The 21,883-nt window shown below is 58.4% G+C and carries 15 protein-coding genes and 1 tRNA gene; 8 read left to right on the top strand and 8 right to left on the bottom strand.

The window, feature by feature from the left end; translation table 11 throughout:
- Positions 1-1,655: 1,655 nt before the first annotated feature.
- From N2602_RS31410 to N2602_RS31400, 3 genes are read right to left on the bottom strand one after another with little or no spacing between them, the layout of a single operon-like run.
- Positions 1,656-3,263 carry an acyl-CoA carboxylase subunit beta gene (locus tag N2602_RS31410; RefSeq protein WP_260380504.1) on the bottom strand — a complete coding sequence of 536 codons (1,608 nt, stop codon included), beginning with the start codon at positions 3,261-3,263 and terminating at the stop codon, positions 1,656-1,658.
- A 1-nt stretch (position 3,264) separates the two neighbouring features.
- Positions 3,265-3,768: a biotin/lipoyl-containing protein gene (locus N2602_RS31405; protein WP_260380503.1), complete on the bottom strand. Its 504-nt coding sequence runs from the start codon at positions 3,766-3,768 to the stop codon at positions 3,265-3,267.
- 1 nt (position 3,769) lies between these two features.
- Positions 3,770-5,245, bottom strand: a complete 1,476-nt coding sequence (locus tag N2602_RS31400; RefSeq protein ID WP_260380502.1) for an acetyl/propionyl/methylcrotonyl-CoA carboxylase subunit alpha — start codon at positions 5,243-5,245, stop codon at positions 3,770-3,772.
- A gap of 940 nt (positions 5,246-6,185) precedes the next feature.
- On the opposite strand from N2602_RS31400, the gene N2602_RS31395 reads away from it, so the two are divergent.
- The 4 genes from N2602_RS31395 (at position 6,186) to N2602_RS31380 (ending at position 10,475) form a co-directional block, all read left to right on the top strand.
- Positions 6,186-6,374 carry a hypothetical protein gene (locus N2602_RS31395; protein ID WP_260380501.1) on the top strand — a complete coding sequence of 63 codons (189 nt, stop codon included), beginning with the start codon at positions 6,186-6,188 and terminating at the stop codon, positions 6,372-6,374.
- Between the two features lie 1,250 nt (positions 6,375-7,624).
- The gene (locus tag N2602_RS31390; RefSeq protein ID WP_260380500.1) at positions 7,625-7,831 is read left to right on the top strand and encodes a cold-shock protein; all 207 of its coding nucleotides are present in this window, start codon (positions 7,625-7,627) and stop codon (positions 7,829-7,831) included.
- Positions 7,832-8,662: 831 nt separating this feature from the next.
- Complete coding sequence (locus tag N2602_RS31385; RefSeq protein WP_260380499.1) at positions 8,663-9,148, top strand: HPP family protein; 486 nt, start codon at positions 8,663-8,665, stop codon at positions 9,146-9,148.
- A gap of 1,141 nt (positions 9,149-10,289) precedes the next feature.
- Positions 10,290-10,475, top strand: coding sequence for a hypothetical protein (locus tag N2602_RS31380; RefSeq protein WP_157285449.1), 186 nt, complete (start codon positions 10,290-10,292; stop codon positions 10,473-10,475).
- A gap of 811 nt (positions 10,476-11,286) precedes the next feature.
- Here N2602_RS31380 and N2602_RS31375 read toward each other — a convergent pair.
- Entirely contained in the window at positions 11,287-11,541 is a 255-nt protein-coding gene (locus N2602_RS31375; RefSeq protein ID WP_260380498.1) for a hypothetical protein, read from the bottom strand.
- Between the two features lie 142 nt (positions 11,542-11,683).
- Positions 11,684-11,875 carry a septal ring lytic transglycosylase RlpA family protein gene (locus N2602_RS38990; protein WP_409241851.1) on the bottom strand — a complete coding sequence of 64 codons (192 nt, stop codon included), beginning with the start codon at positions 11,873-11,875 and terminating at the stop codon, positions 11,684-11,686.
- 1,569 nt (positions 11,876-13,444) lie between these two features.
- On the opposite strand from N2602_RS38990, the gene N2602_RS31370 reads away from it, so the two are divergent.
- The 3 genes from N2602_RS31370 to N2602_RS31360 all read left to right on the top strand — a co-directional run bounded on the left by N2602_RS31370 (position 13,445) and on the right by N2602_RS31360 (position 18,071).
- Positions 13,445-13,627: a hypothetical protein gene (locus tag N2602_RS31370; RefSeq protein WP_260380497.1), complete on the top strand. Its 183-nt coding sequence runs from the start codon at positions 13,445-13,447 to the stop codon at positions 13,625-13,627.
- A gap of 2,275 nt (positions 13,628-15,902) precedes the next feature.
- Positions 15,903-16,073: a hypothetical protein gene (locus tag N2602_RS31365; RefSeq protein WP_260380496.1), complete on the top strand. Its 171-nt coding sequence runs from the start codon at positions 15,903-15,905 to the stop codon at positions 16,071-16,073.
- Positions 16,074-16,817: 744 nt separating this feature from the next.
- Complete coding sequence (locus tag N2602_RS31360) at positions 16,818-18,071, top strand: site-specific integrase (protein WP_260380495.1); 1,254 nt, start codon at positions 16,818-16,820, stop codon at positions 18,069-18,071.
- A 14-nt stretch (positions 18,072-18,085) separates the two neighbouring features.
- On the opposite strand, the gene N2602_RS31355 is transcribed toward N2602_RS31360, so the two are convergent.
- Positions 18,086-18,161: transfer RNA gene (locus N2602_RS31355), tRNA-Ile, on the bottom strand.
- A 338-nt stretch (positions 18,162-18,499) separates the two neighbouring features.
- Entirely contained in the window at positions 18,500-19,474 is a 975-nt protein-coding gene (locus N2602_RS31350; RefSeq protein ID WP_260380494.1) for a tripartite tricarboxylate transporter substrate binding protein, read from the bottom strand.
- 107 nt (positions 19,475-19,581) lie between these two features.
- On the opposite strand from N2602_RS31350, the gene N2602_RS31345 reads away from it, so the two are divergent.
- Positions 19,582-20,544: a TAXI family TRAP transporter solute-binding subunit gene (locus N2602_RS31345; protein WP_260380493.1), complete on the top strand. Its 963-nt coding sequence runs from the start codon at positions 19,582-19,584 to the stop codon at positions 20,542-20,544.
- 116 nt (positions 20,545-20,660) lie between these two features.
- Here N2602_RS31345 and N2602_RS31340 read toward each other — a convergent pair whose 3' ends face one another.
- Positions 20,661-21,875, bottom strand: coding sequence for an ABC transporter substrate-binding protein (locus tag N2602_RS31340; RefSeq protein WP_260380492.1), 1,215 nt, complete (start codon positions 21,873-21,875; stop codon positions 20,661-20,663).
- Positions 21,876-21,883 lie beyond the last annotated feature (8 nt).

The following is a 21,883-nucleotide window of genomic DNA, read 5'->3' as shown; positions in this document are numbered from 1 at the left end:
GTGTTGCGCGGCGTACCGCCCGGTGTCTGGCTCATGAGAGTGCGCCGGTGCTCGCGGTCTGTCGGTGTCAAGGCTATTAGTTCGATGCCCAACGGTTCTTCCTCTATGCGGCTCTTATGCGCGCAATGGCGCTGGCACTGTCGGCGCTCTGGTTTGAGGTTAGTGTCACGATCACCCTCAGGCTACGACCTGACGCAACGTACGGTTCAAGTCCTGCGATGCCGTTCAGCGGTCTATTCTGTCGGAGGATCGTTCACATTCGCAAACCAACAATGCAGCTGCCGACGCCAACCACGGGCAAGTAGAAGAATTATGCGTCGCGGACGAAGCGGCTATCGGCTGTACCGGAATATCGTCGTACGATGGCGATCTTTCCGAGAATAGCGCCAGAGCGCACAAAGGTTGGGCTTTGCGTCAGGTTGAGAACGAGAAGCGCTAGGCCGTCTTGCGGAGGTGAACCCTGGTTTCAACTTGGAGTGCCGGTGCAATCGTTTGGTTCGCCAAACCAGGCTAGCAAATTCGACGGTGTCGGCATTGGCGCTGCCTTTGAGATGACGCGAGTTAGCCGTGCCGAGCCGCGACATCCCGCCATCGCGTCATTTTCACTCGTACCGCAGCGCGGCGCGCCTAATGACGATCCTGGTCTGGACATGGCAAGAGCCACCATGCGCGACGGCTGCAGGCCAGCGTCCATCGGGGCAGCACGCTGCCTGATGGGGCAGGGGACCTAACTGCGCCAAAGACGTGTCAAGATTGTCTCCGTGCGAGCGATTGTCAGGCCGGCCTTCTCGAGAGCATCCAAGATCTTGCCTGCAACCACTCGTGGGCTGCCCTGGTGCTCTTCACTCAGGTCAACCGATAGCACGCCGGCGATGAGCGCAAGCGCTTTGTTGCGCGACGCGCAGTCGTAATCGGCATACTCGCCGCAAGCACTACAGGCGATCACCGGCCGGCCAGTCCAGGGATCGTGCAAGGCGCTCTGGCACCATTTATCTGCGTGGCATTTCGGGCACAGCATAGTTCGATTCCATGACGGCTGAACTTCGCAAGATATGGCAGTCAGCTGGACGACTGCTTAGCTGCTCTACGTCCGCGAAAGCGCAGAGATTGCACAACCCACCTTGCAGCTCCAGGAACGAACAACACGATCGAGACGAGCGCGGTAGGAATCCAACGGACGGAGAAAGCCGTGTCTCCCAATTTGATGCGTGAGTAACCAGCGCGATCAAGGCAAGTAGGAGGGAGTCCCCAAGGAGGACCGGCTCTAAGAAACGTCGATCGACGTTCGGTTGAATTATTGTCATCAAACGGATCTGCTATCCTCCCGTAGGCTCCGCTCGATGTCAAAGTGGGCCGCGCAAAGCCGGCTCAGGCCGCGGTTCGTCACTGAGAAATTCAAGGGAGTGTTCGCTCCTGTCTGAGCCGAGCGCAAGGCGATGCTTGGCTCCGTAACGGTGCCTCGCGATCCAAGTGTTGCGGATTATACCCGACGGTGTTTCGAACTTTCCACGATGCGAGGTCCTCATTCGGGAGTGCCGATAAGCGCGGTGCTTTCGATGAGCGCGTTTAGGAACGGGAATGGCACGCCGGCTCTGATGTAACGGAGGAACACCGTGGCTTTTCCTTCATCTGATCTTGATCTCTGGTACCCACCGCTACATTCTGAAGACGCCGTAATGGGGTGGCTCGATCGGCGCATTGAGTGAGGCGCTCAGAACGATAGCAAGAGCTGTCCTGGTGTCTACCGGATCAAGAATTCCGTCGTCCCATATCTCGGAGGTCGCATAGTAGGCGTTCGAGCGCTCTCGATACTCTTCCACAATGGGCTGGCGAATGCCGGCCAGCTCCTCGTCCGAAAGGCGTCTACCATGGCGCGCCAATTGTTTTGCCTTGACATGTGTGAGCACGCCCACCGCTTGTTCGGCGCCCATTGCTGAGATCTGAGACTGCGGCCATGAAAACAAAAAGCGTGGATCGAAAGCCCGTCCTGCCATAGCGTAGGTACCGGCTCCGTGGGAGCTGTTACAAACGAGCGTGAATTTGGGCACAGAGGCTCCAGCGACGGCCATTATCAACTTAGCGCCATCCTTGGTTATGCCGCGCCTTTCGTAATCTCGGCCAACCATGAAGCCGGTGATATTCTGCAGGAAGACAAGGGGTGTTCGGTTTTTGTCGCACAGCTGAATGAAATGTGCACCTTTCAGTGCGCTTTCGCTCAGGAGCACACCATTGTTCGCCAGGACACCGATTTGATAGCCATGGAGCTGTGCAAAGCCACACACCAGAGTTTCGCCATAGCACCCCTGGTACTCATGGAATCGACTGCCGTCGACCAGACGAGCGATGACCTCTCGCATGTCTAGTTGCACGCGTGGATCCCTTGGAAGGATGCCGTAAAGTTCTGATGCGTCGTAGGCGGGAGGCTCCGGAGCGGTTCGATTGATAAGGGTCTTCGCGGGCTGATCGAAACGAGCGACGATTTCCCGAGCGATCGCAATCGCATGTGCCTCGGACGTTGCGAGATAGTCGCACGTCCCCGACACGCTGGTGTGCACGCGACCGCCGCCAAGCTCTTCGGCGGAAACCACCGCGCCAGTGGCAGCCTTGACGACCGGAGGGCCGCCGAGAAAAATCGCTCCCTTGCCCTCGACGATAATGTTGTAGTCACTGAGTGCCGGAACGTAGGCGCCTCCTGCGGTGCAATGACCCATTGCGATCGCGACCTGCGGCACTCCCATCTTCGAGAGTATCGACTGGTTCCGAAAGATTCGTCCGGCATGATACTTGTCTGCAAAGAACTCCGCTTGCATCGGTAGGAAGCCGCCGGCGCAGTCACATAAATGAACCACGGGCAGGCGATTCTCGATCGCAATGTCCAAAGCTCGCACGATCTTCTTGACCGAGTGCGGATACCAAGCCCCGCCTTTCACACTGGGATCATCCGCATGAACGATGATCTCGCGACCGGCAACGATTCCTAGACCGACGACTTGGGCCGCACCCGGCACCTCACCGTCGTACGCCCTGTTGCCAGCTAATGTCGAAAGCTCCAGGAACGGCGTATCAGGATCGAGCAAGGCCTCGATCCGATCACGAACAAACATCTTGTTCTGCTGCTGCAGCCGCTCGATTTCTCGCGCCGGCCGGTCGAAGCGGATGGCATGCTGGAGTGCCTTCAATTCGGTTGCAAGCCGCTTATTGTGAAGTTCGTTGAGCCGAAACCCTTCCGATCTTGGGTCTACCAGAGAGGCAATCCGCTGCATTCTAGATTCCTTCCTCTAAAAGGCTAACCAGCAAAGCGTCACGCTCGAAGCTTTCACCTTCTTTGAAGTGAATGCGGCTGACAACGCCATCCCTTGGAGCGCGTATAGTGGTTTCCAACTTCATGCTCTCGATGGTCATCAAGGGCGTGCCGGCGGACACGGATTGCCCAGGCGAAATGGTGATCGAAACCACGATCCCTGGAATTGGCGCGCGAGCCATCAGATGATTGGCTTCTCGGCTTGCCGAAGCGAGAGCTCGCATCGGATCACGATAGCGCAAACTGCGCGTCAGTCCGCGCATATGCAAATGGATTGTCTCACCATCGACGACGAACCTGACTGGCTCGCGTTCGCCCGCGATGGTGAGAGTACCGCGACCCTCCCCTTGGTGGGAGAAACTCAGTAAGGCAATCACCCCATTATCCAATCGAAGGCGATATCCATCCTTGCAGCGTACCAGCCATAACTGATAACCGATGCCATCGATCTCAAAGCAGTGTTTCACCTCAATTTCTCCAGCTGCCTAGCGCTGCGTGAAGCTCGGGCACGGCATCTGCCGAGTCACGGACCGGTCTTGTCAGCAGAGCGGCTGCCGCCAAGAAAGCTGGGAGTGCGGATCCGGAGTCGCCCTCGGCAAGCGAAGGGTTTTCGTCCAGGTATTCCGTATGAACTTGCCCGCGCAAAAATCCGTCGTCCGCTAGCATGCGCGCCAGGAAGCTCGCGTTTGTTTCACAGCCAAGAAGTACCAGTTCCCGTATGGCGCGACACGCCTTCTGCGCAGCTTCGATGCGGGTGGGCGAATGTACGATAATCTTCGCAAGCAAGGGATCGAACGCTGTCGTAATTCGCTGACCTTCCAAGATGCCATTGTCGATCCGCACGCCATCGCCTTCTGGGTACTCGAGCATAAGTATCCTGCCGGTTGTGGGGGCGTACCCGCGTTCCGGCGCTTCTGCACACAGCCGGACTTCGATCGCATGCCCATTTTGCACGATGTCGGATTGCGCAAATCCGAGGCGGAAACCAGCGGCGGCATAGATCTGTTCGGCAACAAGATCGATGCCGGTGATCATCTCGGTCACTGCATGCTCAACCTGTAAGCGCGTGTTCATCTCGAGAAAATAGAAGTCTACTCCGTCGAAAATGAATTCGACAGTGCCAGCATTACGATAATCGGCGGCACGCGCGATTCCGACCGCAGCGTTGCACAGCCGTTGTCGCATCTCGGAGGACAGCGCCGGCGACGGCGTCTCCTCGATAATCTTTTGGAATCGTCGCTGGACTGAGCACTCGCGCTCGAAAAGATGCACCACGTGTCCAAACGTATCGCCAAGCACCTGAACTTCAAGATGCCGGGGGCGTTCGACGTATCGTTCGACGTAGAGCCGACCGTCTCCGAAGTACCGTTGAGCCTCACTGCGAGCTTGTGCAATCGCGTCCTCCAGCGAATCAAGATCGCGTACAATCCGCATGCCCTTGCCACCACCCCCCGCTGAGGGTTTGACGAGCAAAGGCGCGCCAACTGCTCGAGCTCGGCTTAAGAATGTTCCCGGATCGTCCTCTTCAACTGCGCTAGGTACGACCGGAAATCCGTTCCGCTGGACGAAGTTGCGAGCCCGAATCTTATCGCCCATCAGTGCTATGCTTTCGGGAGCTGGACCCACGAACGTGATGCCGGCCTTCATCACCTCGCGGGCGAACTCTAGATTCTCCGATAAAAAGCCGTAACCAGGATGAAGAGCGCCGGCACGCGCTTTGTGGGTAGCAGCGATGATCTGGGCGATATCGAGATAAGCCGCAATGGGCGTACGCCCGCTAATGGCGATAGCGATGTCGGCCATGGAGACGGCGAGAGTGCCCGCATCGACCTCGTGGTATACGATAGCAGAGCGAAGGCCGAGCTTGCGTAAGGTCTTGATGATACGTACAGCAATCTCGCCCCTATTGGCGATCAAAACTGTATCAAAGGGCAACTGCTTCATTTTCCAGATCGTTCGTCAAAAACCAAGCCCACGATTAGCTCGCAAGCCCTGGGGGGCTATCGTCAGACGCGACGGAGGTCAGCTTGGGGAGCACTCACTTGGGAGTGTTGAACTTCCTCGGAGCTGACGGGGCCGAGAGACTCGGAGGTCTCCAGCTGATCGACTTCGAGCCGTTCTATCTGCAAGACGTCGTGTTGCGCAGCTCACTCCAACCACTGGTGGCCATTGATGACAGGCCGCTACGTCTGACCACCTGATGAAAGACTGAGACCAAGTACGCGCGCTCCTGTTCTGTGTCTTGTTCGCTTGGTGATGGGCGTCCTCGGCAGGCAGCACGATGATTGCTGAAAGATGTCTCTTCTCGCCATTGCTGATGCGCTACATGCGCAAGCTCCTGGTCGTTAAAGTGAGAAATCTGATAGGCGCGCCGAGAAGTACCTCGGCGATTGCTACTGGCGAAGTCCACTAGCTGAGGCATTTGACGAGACTCGCCAGCCGCCGGGGCATGAAACGAGAAGGGTGCACCGGGGCGCAATGGGAGCGCAAGATTGTGAGACATACCAATTCTCTTAGCCGGAAGCGGTTGAATGGCCAGGCACGGCCGTCACCTGGTTAGAACCCTACAATCTGACGCCACGTGCGATTCAAGCTTTATGTCGCGACTCGCACATTTCACGAACGATTGTCTGAAAGACGGGCAGACAGGCTCATCTTGATTGCCGCTGAGATGTCCAAGCGGTTCGTCAAGCGAACCGGCGATCCGAAAAGCTTGTTCGCCGCGCTTGACCCCTTGCTACGCGGCTTTACCGAATACCAAGCCATCTTTGGAAGTGATCGACAGACGATGACAAATGGGGCTGCATTGTGAAGCGCGACCTACGGGATCCTACGTAGGCCACGTGTCGCATTTTCTTGATATATCGAATGCATGTTCGTTTGCATGAAAGAAAAGAAAGCATTCTGCGATGCCAAACACTGGCGGCGCCGTGCGGAAGCGACGCGGACGAAAGCGGCGTCCCTTGATAGCGAAAGATCCAGAGAAAGGCTCATCAAGATCGCCGAGGAATACGAGAAGCTGGCCCGATTAGCGGAGGGGCGGCAGGCGAGTGATAATGAGCCAGAGTGTTGATCGCTAGTTCTGGCGCTTCATCGCCTTCGAGAAAAGTCGCAAGCGAGCTGCACGCATAGACTTGCTGGTCTGGCGAGGACGTCCATGTCCGCGCCGGCCTACGGCGCGATGGCAGCTCGGCGATCTAAAGTGTTCAGATGAGCTAGGGGGCTCGTGCGGCCATAGCGTTATGGGTGGTATAGCAATGTGCTAATGATCACTTGCTGGTGGTAACGCGTCCGCCGGCATGACGAGCGTTCGTGCACGGAAGAGGCCCGATCCGTGCTGCCAGCGCCGCGCGTACCCTCATTATTGGCTAGCCACCCTGTCGCGCTGGACTGGGCCTGAGCCAAGCTTATGTCGGATTGCCCAACAGCCGGCGAACCTGGCATAGCGACGCGTTGGTCTGCGCTTGGACCGGGTAGGGCAAGTCGTAGCGATCTGCGGCCCGGGAACGCACTCAGTACGACTGGTAAGTGCGGCAAACGTATCCAAAGCCAGGCCGCTTGCGGCGCCTTTTCCATCATGATAGAGCCCCGGCAGACGAGCGAAGACAGACGAAGACCAGTGCCGCCAAGCATGATGGCCGCAAACATCGAAACATCTGAAGCGGTCCGCGACTGCGATGCTTCGGGACTCTACACGCGAACAGGGCCGTCGCCATCAAGGCAAGGTCTTGTGTTGCGTCATTCACGTCTCTCTTTGCATTGCGAGTGAGACACAGGGCTTGCAATACTGTCCGCCAGCCATGACGAAATCCCAGCCGAGACCCCGTCTGAATAATGCTCCGGTTTACACAACACAGCGGTCGCTCACGTGAGCGAGCTTGTTGCGTGATGTGAGCCGCACAATTGCTGCGGCTGGGGAATATGACTTCGGTCCGAAAAGCAGGACAAGTTTCTCGACCTTTCACATAAAAGGGTGCGGTGATTGCCGCATCGATGTTGCATGCCTCGCGACGATCGGTTCGGCTTCGGTGAGGCGTTGGCACTACTTTGAAGACGAAAAAGAGAATCTCGACCGCACTATCGACGGACCGTTATCGCCGCCGTCGGTTTCCGAACACCGGCGGCTTGAATCAGAGACGATCCGTACAACGGAGGGAAAAAGGTACCTATGATCCAGATCCCGATCCCGATCCAATTAGGTTTTCCGTTGCGATGGAGCGAACGTAGCTATACGAAGTGTGCGTCGGTGTTTAGCCATCGGCTCGCCGTCACGCCGAGCGAACGATCATGTTCACTAAGGCGTTTTTTTGAGGAGCGACTGAAGTGGCGATGGGAACTGTGAAGTGGTTCAATGCGACCAAAGGCTATGGATTCATCAAACCAGACGAAGGCGGTCCTGACGTGTTCGTGCACATCTCTGCGTTGAAGAAAGCAGGACTGACCGAGCTGCCAGAAGGGCGCAAGATCAGCTACGAACCAGTGACCGGCCGCCATGGCAAAACATCAGCCGAGAACTTGCGCACTGATTAAGCTCTGCTTTCGTGCGGCCTCGATGGTGACGCGCGGCATGGGTAGGGATTGCGCCTGCGCTACGGTAGCAAGTCGCAGCGAGGATATGAAAAGCGATCCGCATAATAGGCAGCGAGCGGGATCGTGATTGGCGCCGACGACTTGCAGACAATCCCTCTGAGCCGGGCGCCGGAAAACCGAGCCTGATCACGATCGGCGCGAAGAAGCAGCGCCCGTGCAAGCATGACGCCAGCGAGCTAAGCTTGGGACGCGTAACTCCCATTGCAAGCTCGAACAACTGCTCCCGTTCGCAGACGATCGCTCGCTAAGCGAGGTGGTTCTCGGGCAAGGAAGTTACACTCACTGGCGCGCTGTCGTCACATTGGGGGAGGCTCGTGCCTCCCCAATTCGACGGCGCGATTGGGTGGTTGGTACACGCGCTGACCACGCCCGCTTTCGCGATTATCGCGTCCGCGGCGAAGAACAGTTTTAGAAACCCACCAGCCTGCCAGTAGGGTTCGTGGGAAAAGGAGCACAAATGAGCGCGGCGTATCGCCCGGACACCACCAGCTGCGGTTCGGCCGTTGGGGGCGCTGCGGTGCCGCCCACCATGAGGCGCGCAGCGGCGGCCGAAAACTGCGCTGGCGCAAAAGATCGATTGGGTGGGCCGCGTCAGCGGTTGGCACTTATAGACATTGCCAACCTGCGAAGAAGGCCATTCGTTGCGTGACGCATCGGCTCATCTCATATGGAAAGTGTTGCTCGTTGCACCATGGGGTGTTGACATAGGTCAATATGGTCTGCCGCAAAGTATGCTAGAATGTAGGCTAAACGAAAGCGAGGGCGTAGGCCTTGTACAAACTCCTCGAGCAAATAGTTGCCGATTACATGACACGTCAGCCGAGGACGGTCAGGCGCGACACGACGATGCGCGAGCTCGGTGAGCTCTTCAAGAAGGAAGACTTCAACGCTTATCCAGCCACGGATGACGGGCGGGTGCTCGGCATAGTCTCAAAGTTCGACTACCTATCCTGCTTTGTCTTCTCGGCCGCGCGCATCGTTCCGAGATACCCCGATCTGATGCAGCGTACGGTAGCCGATGTAATGACCTCAGAATTCATCTATGTTGCCCCGGACACCAAGCTCACGCGGGTACTTGAGCTGATGGTCAGCCATGATCTCAGGAGCGTGCCGGTGCTCGAGGCGGATCAGCGGCTCGCCGGCATTATTTCCCGGGAAGATGTCTTGCACGCCGTCCAGGATTGCGCGCAAGCAGCGCAGTCCCGGTCAAAGGCATCTGAACTCGGGGCTAGCTCACCTTCACCCGGTTTCAATTAGCAATTCAAGTTAAGGTATTCACTTAGCTCTCCTCTATAAGCTCAAGGCCAGAAAGATGGCGTCCAAGTCGCAGTTTCTTAGCACCAGCTTCGCTAGTGATTTGGGGTGTACAAGCACAGCTTCGGCCGTCCAAAGTTATACCCGACGCCCGACTTGCGTGTGCACGGGAGGTCGCAGCGGCGTGATACCGGCTTGGCGGAGGTGACCGAGTTCTAGATCGCAATCATCTGAGATGAGCGCGAGCGGAAGCCCCGCCTTGGTGGCTGGCAGCACTGCGCATTAGCGAACACTCCGTCGCCGCTGGCGCCAACGTCAGGCTACTGACGCTCTCTTCTTGGCGCGAGGGAGTGCTGCTCCATCTGCCATAGGACTAAAGGGCGCGCAAACGAGCATAATCTCTTCACATTCTACGTTCCTATTTGGCCGCTTCGATTCCAGCACCACGTCCGGAACTGCTTGCCATGCGCCAGCACGTGATCGTCAAGCCGCGTCGCACAAATCATCTCATGCTTGGCGCGCATCGGTTTGAGAATTACCGCGTGCTCCTCCTGGACCGTTGCACTACCGGAGCTGGATGCGGAGATAAGACGCGCAAGCGCTATGCGACGCGAAGGCCTGATCAACGATAAAACCATTGCGGCTCATGCAGTAGATCGCTTCGTTGAAATAGCGCTTGTCGGCGTGCACTGTTCGCTATCGCCTTCCGCAGTTCCTTCGCGCCCGATGCGCAGCTTCGAAAGTTGGCCCATTCTCGAGCGAAAGCGACGCGTCATCTGTCGCAAAGCGCCGATGTCCACGGCGCAACATCTCAACCAACCCTATGGAATGCGGTAGATCGCGCCCACGCGGCACGGCGTTCATGAAAGCCTTCGTCGAGCTGGAGCCGCGGCTCTGGGATGGGATCCGCGCCTTTCGTGTGTCAAATTCCGTTGGGATACACTGAGAGCAATCTTTCCGAGACGCGGAATGGAACCACGGTCGCCGTACAGAGCTACTAATTCGCGCGCTCAAGTCTGAAACTTTGCTCGCATCTGCAGGTTACACGAATTGTAGACATGGATCGCTATGACATACTCGTTGGTTGAAAATTCCGCTAGCTGTGCTAACAGCGCCGCCTAACGAGGAGTAAGGAGCTAACAAGTTGAAACGTCCTACCAAAAAGAAACCAACGCGACGCGAGTGGACGCCCGCTGATCTGCGGGTTCTCAAGAAGCATTCAAAGGATCGGACACCGGTTTCGAGAATATCGAAGGAGATGAAGCGAACTGCCGGCTCACTTCGTCAAAAGGCACTCGTATTGGGCATCGGCCTGGGTCATCAGCGCTAACAAAGCTGAGGAGTTGCGCAGCAAGTAGGCTGCGTGGCCTTCCTCTTGTGCATATAACTTCGGCGGCGTCAGCTTAGTAGATCGCCTCGTTAGCGGCGAGCGGTCCCAAGACGCGCGGTGTCCTACCGCTTGAATGAAGCTGGCGCCTCGTAACTCCACGCGGCACCCGGTTGACGTTGTTGGTGTAGCCAGGGCGCGTTGAGCTTGTTCGTCAGGTCCTGGACGCGGAACGTGATGCGGGTCCGGTCAACGACGGGTAAATACGCCTTGGGAATGTCAATAAACGCGAACACATCGAACGTTGTGTATATCGCGCAGATCTCTTCGGCAAGGCAACAAATGACACCGCCGCTCAACTCACGCGCATCGGGCTGACATTCCTTGGTACAGCCGCGCTTTGTCTTCTGGCCTTAATCAGTCCCGACAGTGCCCGTCTAGGCGGCAGCGAAAAGATAAAATTGCCCTTGGCCGGTCAAGTGTCGTTCTTCGCGTTGATGTTACTTGGGGTCTTTGTTCTTTAGCTCGAGATAACCTCTTGAAGGAGCTTCTCACCGCGGAAGACGACCATCAGCCGTCCGGAAAGGGATCTATTGGCCGCTGGCGATCGTTTTCGTTCGCGGGCGTGCTAAGAGGCGGTTCGAGCGATGCCTCATGTCAACAAGCGCCAATTGAGATATGCTTCTGCATTGTCACTAATACTCCGGCTGGAAAGGTTCATGAGCTCACAGGCGTTAGGATGCGGATTGTTGTCGCGACACATTCAGCACGATTTGTCCGCCTGAATGGCGTGCTCTTAGTTCTTGCTGAGTCGTTAGACGGGCAGCCGAAGCCAAACGTCGTGGCTGGACAACGTACCCGCCGGAGTTGCTACCTCCATATCGACGACGCGCAATGACCCCGGCTGGTCATCATACAGGTAGCGAAGGTGCCAGATCGGACCGAGTTCCGGTGTAACGGCGAGGTCATCTAACGCGGTCGCGATGTATCGAACGGCATCGCGATGCGCTATCGGCGCGGAGAACATCGTGTCCATCAGCGTGGCAAGGCTCATACCCTCCACGAGCATGGTTCGCGCGACTCCGTCTCCATGTACGTGCCTAAGGGCCGATACGACGGCCGCGATCGCGTCAGGATACTTGAGAGGCACGGTAGATTCGGTGTGTCCGCGGTCGGTGATTGCTTATGATTCGCAGGGCGACGGACGTGCACTATAGCACCTCGGCACGAACCTGAGCCACGCCGCGATCCATAATCCGCAAGCTGCCCGCGGCGGCTAGCGGGATATCGAGGAGGCGGCCATGGACCCATGGTCCGCGGTCGGTGATACGAACCACCACCGACTTATTCCTGTCAAGATCAACGACGCGGATTTTCGTCCCGAACGGCAGATGGCGGTGCACCTCGGTCAGCAGATTCCGATCAAACGATGGACCGCTCGCTGTCTTGCGTTTGGGATGCGAATACTATGAGGCCTTTCCGGAAAAGACTCTATTGAAATACGGAGTGCCTGCGATCACTCAAGGGCCTTATCCGTTCGGAGCTTGGGCTTGCGGCTCATCCTTTTTGTCTCATCGAGTCCTTCAGGAGCGGGCTCGCGTGAGCCTTTGGGATGATGGACCATCTGTCGTTGAACGTTTGCCCGACAGCAGAAGTCGCGTGAAGCCCGGTCCAAGCGGTAAGGCCTTTGCGCTGTTAGATCATTCTGCGGCGTTCAGACCCTGCTCCGTGGACTCATAGCGCTGCCCGTGCGTTACCAGCCAACCACCTTCAACCATCTTCTGCGCCAATCGTAACGAACATGCCGGTTGGCTGCCGCCTGGGTTATATACGCCATCTCGGCGCTCGGCCAGAAAGCCGTTAGACGCGCGCGAGCCGCAGCGGCTTAAGCATGCGGGGGAATGAGGATGATGGAGTTCGCCATTACTCCCCGAGCGCGCGCCCTCAGAACGTTCCGGAGCTCAGCCTGGGCGACGAGAACGGAGGCGGCCTTAAATGCCACGCCGCTCGTGCCCGCGTGGCGGGTGGACAGGACTATGAGGTGCAGTACGAAGCGAAGAAGACGCGCCGATTGGCCTTGAAGAAACCGGCTGGGCAGCAGCCGTAAGAAGGGCTGACCGGCGGGGCGTCCTTTATTCTTAGGAACGAGCGTCTCCGCAGCCAGTTTAAGATTCAGTCTTGCGTGCCCATACTTTCGCAAGACATGTTGCCAACGAGGCCGCAGTACCCCCGGCTGGGGTCTTCGTTTTGCGTCCGATTCACAAAGTTGAAGGCGCAAGGGATGTTTTTTGCACGGGAGCGGCGTTTGCCGAGCAGACAGCGGCAGACCACTCGGTCCCAGCTCGTTTTCGATCCGAAAACCTTAAAGCCTGGGCCGGTGTGGTCTACGCCCGGGGCAAGTCTTTTCCTTCCAGCAGCCGCACATAAGTACATAGGTCCCGCTTTCATGGAGATCACGTGTTCTTCGGCAGATGTATGGATCGAACTGATCGACCTCACTCTCTAGCGGCGTGCCTTAAGCCCGAGCGCGCAGAAAGAACGACCCCAGGCCTGGATCAAGGACCCAGGGCTGGGGCCGCTCCGGCTATGGACTGCATAGCCTTGCGCCTAAGCACATGTTGATCAATGTCATTCGGGAGCAGGGGTTGCGGAGCAGATGTGAAAATAGATGAACTTCCAAAGAAACTTTCGGCCGGTGAGCTAGCTTAGGTTAATTGTTGAGAAAGCTAACGGCTTGTGCTCCGCTTTTCCCCGCTCCCGCAGCCCGCACACCATCAATTCCGCACCTGCGGTCACTAGCGGTCGACTGAGCCGAGTGGAAAGCTCACTCCGATAACCTGTTAGCATTTACAAGTGCGCCGATTGCCAGAAGCTCACCTGGGACGATTGACCCCACCCCGAATAGAAATTAGCAGGGAACACTTGGACTGAAGGTCCATTAATTGCGTGAACGATTCAATCGGGGAGCGGCCATGGGTATCGAGCGGATGCACACGCCCAGATATTGGCAAATGCGCGCTGAAGAGTTTCGCACGAAGGCGGACAACGCCGAGCATAGTCAGATCCGAGAAACATTGCGCAAGGCTGCCCAGAGTTACGATGAACTAGCCAAGCGCGCCGAGCAAATTCGAACCGTGCAGGACGCCGCCGAGTAAGGCCTTAGTTGGCGCCATGCCCTAGATCTAACTCAAACGACCGCCGCATGAAACCCCGGGGTTGGACAGTCGAACGCTGCAGCCATGCTTCCTTCCTAGGGCACGGACCAGGTGACGAGACCACGACCGACGGACAGAATGTTCTGCGGGTTAGGGGAGGCCGGCCCCACCCATCTTACGATCCTCGAAATTACTCCGGCTCCGGCGTGCGCTTCAAATAACAGATTAACGCCATTGCAGGGAATGAAATCAGCTATAGCGCAGAGCGACCTTCTGCACTTGCCGTTTCGCTAAGCAAGACACACGAATAGAAGCAGCCGGGACAAGTGCAAGAGCCCCGTTCCAGAATTGATCGGCACGATTCCGTTGCCTGCAGCAACTGGGCGCTTCGGATGATGTTGCCGGTGACGAGGCCTGCGGGACGAGAAAACAGTAGCCTGTCGTTCGCTTTCAGCCCAGAACTACTCCGCCACGCCGCCGCGATCGCAGATATCCACTTGAGCAATGACTAGAAGCCACATCCTATCAGGCGGATACGCCGTCCCGGGCCGATGATGCCGCGCGATGGAAAGTCTCACGGGCGTCTTTGCGAAGTTAGGAACGAGCTCTGGGCTTCCACATTCCTTTTAGACGCAATCGGGAGCCTCATCATGGCGACGCAAATCGTGATGGATCACAGCGGCGACAGCAGGCACTTCCAGGATCACCTCTTTCGATCCGACCGCCGAAGAGACGTTGTTCGTCCCTCGGCTGGTCGGCGGGTGATCACCAAGTGAAGAGAAAGATTGGTCACGTCGGCCGGTGGCCCATTCGAAGCGTGGCGGCTGGTAGGCTGTATCAGGCAGCTAAGGACGATAGAACGATTCAGGCGCGTGCGCTACGAGATCTGCGTACTTGGCTTTCGCCCCAGCAAAGGTTCGAGTTTGATACGAAGGGGTACTTCGACGTCCTAGGATGCGATACCGGGAAGCGGTACCGCATCCGGCAGGGAACGTCCGCTAACGTCAACGAGATCGAAGAGTATGGGCGGCGCGGAATCGGGTGGTGCTTCGTCCTGCTGGGGGCTTGGCCCAGGGTGACGCTCGCTCAGAAAATAGCTCTGAAAACGGACGTGGAGCGCGCCTTGAATATCGCCGACGTAAGCCATCCGGACCAATCATACTCCAGTGTTCGTGAGCGAAGTCAATGACATGGCGTGGAGCCCCACAGTGAGCCGTGCCGACTTGGGTCAGGCGAAAGGCGTGGTTCCGAGGCGGGTACTGAATTCCATTGTGGAAGGCCGACGGCCCAGCCACTCCAGCTGTCAGATCAGGCCTGAATTGTCCTGGAGCGGCTGCCAGGCGAGGGGCACCTTTTCTCCGGCCGCGAGTCCAGCCTCGGGGAAGGCACCGCCGGGGGGCGCTGGGCCGGCCTTCTCCCAAAGGACAAGGCCGCGTATGTCCCCCGCGGCCCCGTCCCAAAGGACACCTTGGGCCTGATGTCACCGAATTCTGTAATGACGTCGGGTTGCGGGTTTTCTCCAATGGGCTACGATGCAACCTACTTTAGAATTTTGTATTTGGACCTACCCATTGGCAACAAGCATTGAATCGATCGTTTCGGCTTATGTTCGTCTGAAGAACCGGCAAGCCTTGGAAAATATGCGAGACCTTCGGCGCCACTTGCTCGAGCAGCTACGGTCCACATCAGGCATTAATCCAACTGACTCTCGGGATGCTTTACTTGATGATCTCCGAGTGATCGAGGAGGGATTGGAGCAGCTCCAGGTGAGGCACTAACGGGCGGCCCGCCAGTTCACGGTGGCGAGCCTGTGTTTCGGTTTCGCGGGATGTTCTTACGCACCATTGGGCACCTGGCCTGCTCTGCTGATCCAATTTACTTTTTAGTGTAGGCACGTCCACCAACTCTCTCGTGGAGGCGACCACGCCGCCTTCGGGAGTTTTCATTTTTTCCGCCCGCATGAACTGTGCGACAAGAAAGCCGTCGAAGAAGCTCGCAACGACATTGCGGAATCAGTGAAGGGTCTCAAAACCCATAAGCCGCCGGATACGTTCTTGGGGCACAGGGCTCAAGAGCCATTACCCTTAGGCGATGCAATAAACCCTCCGGCCGCCCCCGTGCCCGTAGTTCTTCGGAGAATGCCATACGAGCGCATCAACGGCCGAGGCTCTTCCCGTAGGCCCTGGCGGCCACCCATCGCGCTGCCGCCTACCGAAAAAAGGAAAGCACATGGATCGGTCAATGCAGCTTCGTCATTCAGGCGAAGCCGAGCGGCATGTCGACCGAAGTAACCCGGCACATTGCAGAGCAAGAGCAGAGGGTCGCGAATTTTGTCCGCAATGGCTATGATACGACCCAGGCCCAAAAGCTGCTCGATAACTTCTACGAATCTCATATGCAGCACATCGCAGACCGTGACCGAATCCTCGGAGAGCTGGGGCAGTAAGGCCGCTTCAGCAGGCAGCTCCGGCGCTGATCTGTTCCGACCTTTAGCGGCCTAGTTCGAATTTGAGGGACCTGTTTTGCGGAGGCATAAACGGGCATGCGCGATTCTCACCGATCTAGTCAGTGCGGCGCGGTCTACATATGAACCGAGGCAATGGCCTCGTCGGCAGATCGCCAGGAAGGGGACCACGGCAGAGGGAATGCCAGTCAGACGCTTTTTGGCCGGCAAGAGGCTTGAGTCAGATCGAGGGGGCGGGCCAAGAGTGGAATTTCAGTCATCGGTTGTCGAAATTTGTTCGTCCTGCCGCGGGATGATTGTGGTGACCAAAGCCACAAGTGAATGGGAGCACTCCCTTGTACAGAAGCCCTGGCGCCCAAGTCCCCTTCACAGGGACCGATCCATTCTCTGTTCTACGCTTTCCTGATCGTTTGAGCGAGGACGTGCCCAATCATGCGATGCAGGAGAGTGGATACTTTATGCGAATGTAAGTCTCTGCAAATGATGATTGGTCTGCTCGTATGAGCTCCACCACAGCTGAAAAGCGTCGATGCCAGATCGAGCGCAACCTGAAATTACACCTGATACACCTCTTCGCCTTGCTGATGCCGTGAAGAGAGCGTTTCCTCTAGGAGGAATGACTGTCGCGGGATTGCGCCGTGAGCGTGATCGTAGCCGGTTGATCATCGAGAAGATTGCCGGCAAGGAATTTACAACGCTGGCGTATATCGAACGGATGCGAGAGCTATGCCGCGAAGAAGCAAGGGCGCCAGACTCCAGCTCAAGGCCACCCGCCGCGATAAAAACGGAAAGGTCACTCACCAAGCAACATGGATCATCAGAGACAACGGACGGGATGTCAGCACAGGCTGCGCTCCAGATGAGATTGCGGTCGCAGAAGAAAGACTAAGGGACTACATAACCTCCAAGCACACCCCGAAGCGACGAGTTCGGCACATAGACGATATCGCAATTGCAGATGTCCTCTCGATTTATTTGGATGCGCAACTAGACAAGCTTCGCAGTCGCTTCAATGTCCACTTCGAAAACGAAGATACCATCCCCGACGTCCGTAAGCTCAAGAAGCGAATCGAACGATTGAATGATTGGTGGGGCGCAAAAATGCTTGGCGAGGTCAATGGTGAAGCATGTCGCTCCTACACCAAAAAACGTCGCCAAAGGGGCGGTGCTCGCCGAGACCTTGAAGATCTCCGTGCCGCCATCGGTCACCATGCAGACGAAGGGTATCATCGGGAAATCGTGAAGGTCTCTCTGCCTGAGAAGGGGGAGCCGAGAGACAAGTGGTTGACGCGCAGCGATGCGGCCAAACTGATCTGGACCTGCTGGCGCTATCGCGAAATGCAGAAGGGCTCGCGTCAGCCGTTGATTGATATAAAGGTCCCAACGAGCAAACGCCCACTCCGACATCTTGCTCGCTTCATCTTATTGGGAATTTACAGCGGCACCCGTGCGGGGGCTATCGCAGCTGCATCTCCTATCCCAGCGCTTGGTCGCTCATACGTGGATCTGGAGCGAGGTCGCTATTACCGTCTGAAGCAGGGCGCCGCGAAAACCAACAAGCGACAGCCGACTGTGCCGATCCCGGTGCGCTTGCTTGCTCACCTGCGGCGCTGGCATCGGATTGATCCAGAGGCAAAGCACTTTGTCGAGTACAACTCAAAGCCTGTGAACTCGGTAAAAACGGCATTCAGGACTGCCGTTAGGCTTGCCGGAATTGGTCCAGGAATCTCACCTCACACTTTGCGGCACACCGCAGCGACTTGGCTCATGCAGAGAGGTGCGGATCCTTGGCAGGCCGCAGGTTATCTCGGAATGTCGCTCGAGGTGCTACTCAACACGTACGGCCATCACCATCCCGACTATTTGTCCGATGCGGTTGAGAAAATAGCCAAGCGGGGACCAGCCGGCGAACGAAAGGAGCACGTTTCTGGTGCGGTTTCTGGTGCGGTGATCCCGATGAAGCGAAACGACTCCTCGTAAGTCTTTGATTTTATTGGTGGGCCCGGCAGGACTCGAACCTGCAACCAGACCGTTATGAGCGGCCGGCTCTAACCATTGAGCTACAGGCCCCGCCGCGAGGCGACCGCGGCTAAGCGCGGCCGGCAACGGTGCGCGGTTCGTTTACAGGGATGGAGGCGGGGGTGCAATGCTGGCTCTGGTGGATGGGAACGCCGGCACGGCATCATGGATCATTTCCGAATAACCGAAATTTGCGATGATGCCTGTATAACTCTGTTTTGCCCGACGAAGCAAACCGCCGTTTCGAAGGTTTTTTCGATGCGGGCTGTAACCCATTGAAATCACTGGCCTGGTCTACTGTGCATGGGGTTGTTTTCGCAATTTTGTTTGAGAGGGCCTTTCGGCCCCCTTAAACGTGGTGCGGGCGAGCTCGGCGGCGGGGCCGCCGCCTAGTCCACCGAGACCCCGGCGAACTCGACCACCTTGCGCCACTTCTCGGTCTCGCCCGCGACCAGCTTGCCGAACTCGGCGGGCGCCATCGGCTTGGGCAGGCCGCCGACTTCGGTGAGGCGCGCCACCAGCTTCGGGTCCTTCAATGCTTCGCCGACGGCCTTGTTGAGGATCTCGATCACCTCGCTCGGCGTGCCCTTCGGCGCGGAGATGCCGTAGAAGCCGACCGATTCGAAGCCCGGCACGGTCTCGGCGATCGCGGGCACGTCGGGCACGCTCGGCCAGCGCTGCGGCGAGGTCACCCCTAGCGCGCGGACGTTGCCGCCCTTCACCTGCTCCATGGCGGAGGGTAGGTTGTCGAAGATCAGCTGCACCTTGTTGGAGATGATGTCGGGGAAGGCGATGGCCGAGCCGCGATAGGGCACGTGCACCATGTCGCACTTCGTCATCACCTTGAACAGCTCGGCCGACATGTGCACCGAGGTGCCGTTGCCGGAGGAAGCATAGGAGATCTTGCCGGGATTGGCCTTGCAATAGTCGATGAACTCCTGAACCGACTTCGGCGGAAACGCGTTGGAGACGACCAGCATGTTGGTGAGCTGCATGATGCTGGCCACCGGCACGGTGTCGCGCAAAAAGTCGAACGGCAGCTTCTTGTAGAGCGAGGTCGAGATCGCGTTGTTGGGCGCGACGAACAGCAGCGTGTAGCCGTCCGGCGGCGAGTTGATCGCGGCGGCGGCGGCGATGTTGCCGCCGGAGCCGGTGCGGTTCTCGACGATGAATTGCTGGCCGAGCCGGTCCGACAGCCATTGCGCCATGATCCGCGCCACGATGTCGACCGGGCCGCCGGCGGCAAAGCCGATCAGCCAGTGCACGGGACGGTCGGGATAGCCGGCGGCTGCGGGAGGGGTGGCGCTGAAAAGACCCAAGAGGACTGCGAGGCAGAAAACACCCTTACGCAAAATTCGCAACATGACATCTCCCATTGTTCTATTGTCTTTGCGCGGCATGCTTTCACAGAATCAGGTCGCTGCCTACATCGCCGCAAGTCGGTGTTGACGCAGGTCCGCCAGGAGCGACCATGAGATTCGCGATGATCATTCTCGGTGCGGCGCTGCTCGCCAGCCCCGCCGCCGCCCAGACCGGAGGCACGGCCATTCCGACCACGACGATCAGCTTGGGTACGGCGACGCCCGGCGGCGGCTTCCCGCTCTATGGCAACGCCTTCGCGGAGGTGATGAACGCGGCCGATCCGCATCTCACCATCGCGCCGCGCAACACCAAGGGCAGCAACGAGAACATACCGCTTCTGGAGAAGGGCGAGCTCGATCTCGCGCTGGTCGCGGGCGAGCCGGCCTATGAAGCCTTCGCCGGCATCGGCCGCGCGCCTGTGCGCCTGAAGATCCTCACCGCGATCTATTCCAACCCCGGCATGTTCGTGGTGCGCGCCGACAGCCCCTACACGACGATTCGCGATCTCGTCGGTCAGCCCGTCGCGTTCGGCGCCAAGGGCTCCGGCCTGCCGATCCTGGCGCGCTATGTGCTCGATGGTCTCGGGCTGAAGCAGGATGAGGACTTCAAGGCGATCTATCTCGACCGCGCCGGCGACGGCCCCGCGATGGTCGAGGACGGCCGCGTCGCTGCGCTCTGGGGCGCCGGCATCGGCTGGCCCGGCTTTGCCGCGGTCGCCGCGAGCGCATCGGGCGCGCGCTTCATCGCGCCAGTAGCGGACGAGATCGCGCGCATCCGCGCCAAGCATGCGTTCCTGAAGCCGCTGACGGTGCCGGCGGGCTCCTATCCGAAGCAGACCGAGCCGATCGCCTCGCTCGGCTCCTGGAGTTTCATCCTCACGCGCGAGGATCTGCCTGACGACATCGCCTATCGCCTCGCCAAGACGCTGCACGGCGTGGAGACGACGTTCTGCAAGAAGCTCGCGCAGGCCTGCGAGACCACGGCTGCAAACACGGTCGCGGCCGCGCCGAAGGCAGAGCTGATCCATCCTGGCGTGATGAAGTATTTTCGCGAGGTCGGGGTGGTGAAGTGACGGTCGCTTGAGGCGACCGTCATTCCGGGGCGCGTCGAAGACGCGAACCCGGAATCTCGAGATCCCGGGTTCGGTGCTCCGCACCGCCCCGGGATGACGATCGCTTTAAGCGATCATCATTTCTTCACCATCGCACACGCCGGGTCCGGCGGACCAAATGCCTTGTCGCCGGAGATGGTCGTGAGGATCTTGTAATAGTCCCACGGATATTTGCTCTCCTCCGGCGTCTTCACCTGCACCAGCCAGAGATCGTGCACCATCAGATTGTCCTCGCGAAGCTTGCCGTTGCGGGCGAAGAAATCCTCGATCGGCTTCTCGCGCATCTTGGCGGCCACTTTCAGCGGATCGTCGGTGCCGGTCTCCTTGATGGCGTTGAGATAGTGCATCACGCTGGAATAGACGCCGGCCTGCCACATCGTCGGCATCCTGTTCATCTTGGAGAAATAGCGCTTCGACCATTCGCGCGTCTTGTCGTCCATGTCCCAGTAGAACGAGGTGGTCAGCAGCAGGCCTTGCGCCGCCTGCAGGCCGAGGCCGTGGATGTCGGTGATCAGCGCCAGCAGCGCCGCCATCTGCTGGCCGCCCTTGAACACGCCGAACTCGGCGCCGGTCTTGATCTCGTTCATGTTGTTGGGGGGACCGGCGGCAATGCCGATGATCTTGGCCTTGGAGGCCTGCGCCTGCAGCACGAAGGAGGAGAGATCGGGCGTTGCCAATGGCGGCCGCACCGAGCCCAGCACCTTGCCGCCATTGGCGGTGACGACGGCGGAAGCGTCGCGCTCCAGCGAATGGCCGAAGGCATAATCGTCGGTGATGAAGAACCAGCTGTCGCCGCCGCGCTTGACCACGGCGTCCGCAGTGCCGACCGCGAGCGCGCGGGTGTCGAACACCCATTGGATGGCGTAAGGCGAGCAGAACTTGCCGTGGAAATCCGCGGTCCCGGTGGAGTGGGTGATGAACAGCCGCTTCTTCTCGTTGGCGACGTTCTGCACCGCGAGGCCAACCGCGGAGACGGGCACGTCTACGATCAGATCGACCTGGTCGACGTCGTACCAGCGCCGCGCGATCGTGCCGCCGATGTCGGCCTTGAGCTGGTGGTCACCGATCACGATGCTGATCGGCTTGCCGAGCACCTTGCCGCCGAAATCGTCGATCGCCATCTGGGCGGCGGTCACCGAGCCCTGGCCGGTCGGCGCCGAGGCCGGGCCGTTCATGTCGGTGAGAACGCCGATCTTGACGACGTCGTCGGAAACCTGCGCCCTGGCCGCGCTCGGCAGCAGCGCTGCCGCAAGTGCGGCCGCGACGGGCAGTCCAAATCTCGTTGGATACACGTTTCTCC

This window comes from Bradyrhizobium sp. NC92, from assembly GCF_025200865.1.
Lineage (GTDB): Bacteria > Pseudomonadota > Alphaproteobacteria > Rhizobiales > Xanthobacteraceae > Bradyrhizobium.
The sequence above is the reverse complement of the archived record's forward strand: the minus strand, read 5'-3'. Positions and strand labels throughout refer to the sequence as shown.

Bases quoted from the DNA above. Each gene is read 5' to 3' on its own strand.
- N2602_RS31410 (WP_260380504.1), bottom strand. From the start codon at position 3,263: ATGCAGCGGATTGCCTCTCTGGTAGACCCAAGATCGGAAGGGTTTCGG.
- N2602_RS31400 (WP_260380502.1), bottom strand. From the start codon at position 5,245: ATGAAGCAGTTGCCCTTTGATACAGTTTTGATCGCCAATAGGGGCGAG.
- N2602_RS31370 (WP_260380497.1), top strand. From the start codon at position 13,445: ATGGGTATCGAGCGGATGCACACGCCCAGATATTGGCAAATGCGCGCT.
- N2602_RS31375 (WP_260380498.1), bottom strand. From the start codon at position 11,541: ATGCTCGTGGAGGGTATGAGCCTTGCCACGCTGATGGACACGATGTTC.
- N2602_RS31365 (WP_260380496.1), top strand. From the start codon at position 15,903: ATGTCGACCGAAGTAACCCGGCACATTGCAGAGCAAGAGCAGAGGGTC.
- N2602_RS31360 (WP_260380495.1), top strand. From the start codon at position 16,818: ATGCCGCGAAGAAGCAAGGGCGCCAGACTCCAGCTCAAGGCCACCCGC.
- N2602_RS31395 (WP_260380501.1), top strand. From the start codon at position 6,186: ATGAAAGAAAAGAAAGCATTCTGCGATGCCAAACACTGGCGGCGCCGT.
- N2602_RS31350 (WP_260380494.1), bottom strand. From the start codon at position 19,474: ATGTTGCGAATTTTGCGTAAGGGTGTTTTCTGCCTCGCAGTCCTCTTG.
- N2602_RS31345 (WP_260380493.1), top strand. From the start codon at position 19,582: ATGAGATTCGCGATGATCATTCTCGGTGCGGCGCTGCTCGCCAGCCCC.